At 56.2% G+C, this 593-nt stretch carries 1 protein-coding gene; it reads right to left on the bottom strand.

What is annotated here, in order from left to right; translation table 11 throughout:
- The coding region (locus OKC40_RS22845; RefSeq protein WP_270797067.1) for an IS1634 family transposase at positions 1-504 on the bottom strand (504 nt) is incomplete at its 3' end.
- Between the last annotated feature and the right edge of the window lie 89 nt (positions 505-593).

Below are 593 nucleotides of genomic sequence, written 5' to 3' on the forward strand. Positions count from 1 at the left end.
CACTTGATTCAGCTCTGGCCGGTGATCACGACTATAACCACGCACCAGTTGCAGCTTACCGACCAGATCCCCATCGGCACAGTCATAGGCGCCATCGACGTGGAAGCTGGTAATATCGAGGTGCACTGCGGTGCTTTTGAGCCCCAGCCGCTCGACAACTTGCGCCGCCATCACCTGATACAAGGCGCTGACATCGGCCTCAAAGAGGGCATCGAGACAGCGACCGAGCACATCATCATTGAGGTCATCAGCACAGATCCCGGGGCCAATCAGGCGCTCAACCGGCTTGTTAGCGAAGAATTGCGGGAACATGTGCAGGGTGCTGCTGTGAAAGCCGAGGCCGTTCACTATCATGGCGACCAAGGCTTCACCATGTGAGACCTTGAAAGGCGGGGTTTTGGGGAGCAAGGCATCGATCATGCGGGCAATGCCCAGTTCCTGGCAGAGTGCGGCGACCAAACCAAGGTGATCGAGGTTACGGATCGAGATAGCGGGTGCGGCCATGATGATCTACCTGCAAAAGAGAGTAATAGATCAGAACGGCCGATCGCCGTCAAGCACTGAAAATAGCAAAATCAGGTGCGGAATGACGG

Origin of the sequence: Aeromonas sp. QDB11 (assembly GCF_027705265.1) — a bacterium.
Taxonomy (GTDB): Bacteria; Pseudomonadota; Gammaproteobacteria; order Enterobacterales; family Aeromonadaceae; genus Aeromonas; species Aeromonas allosaccharophila.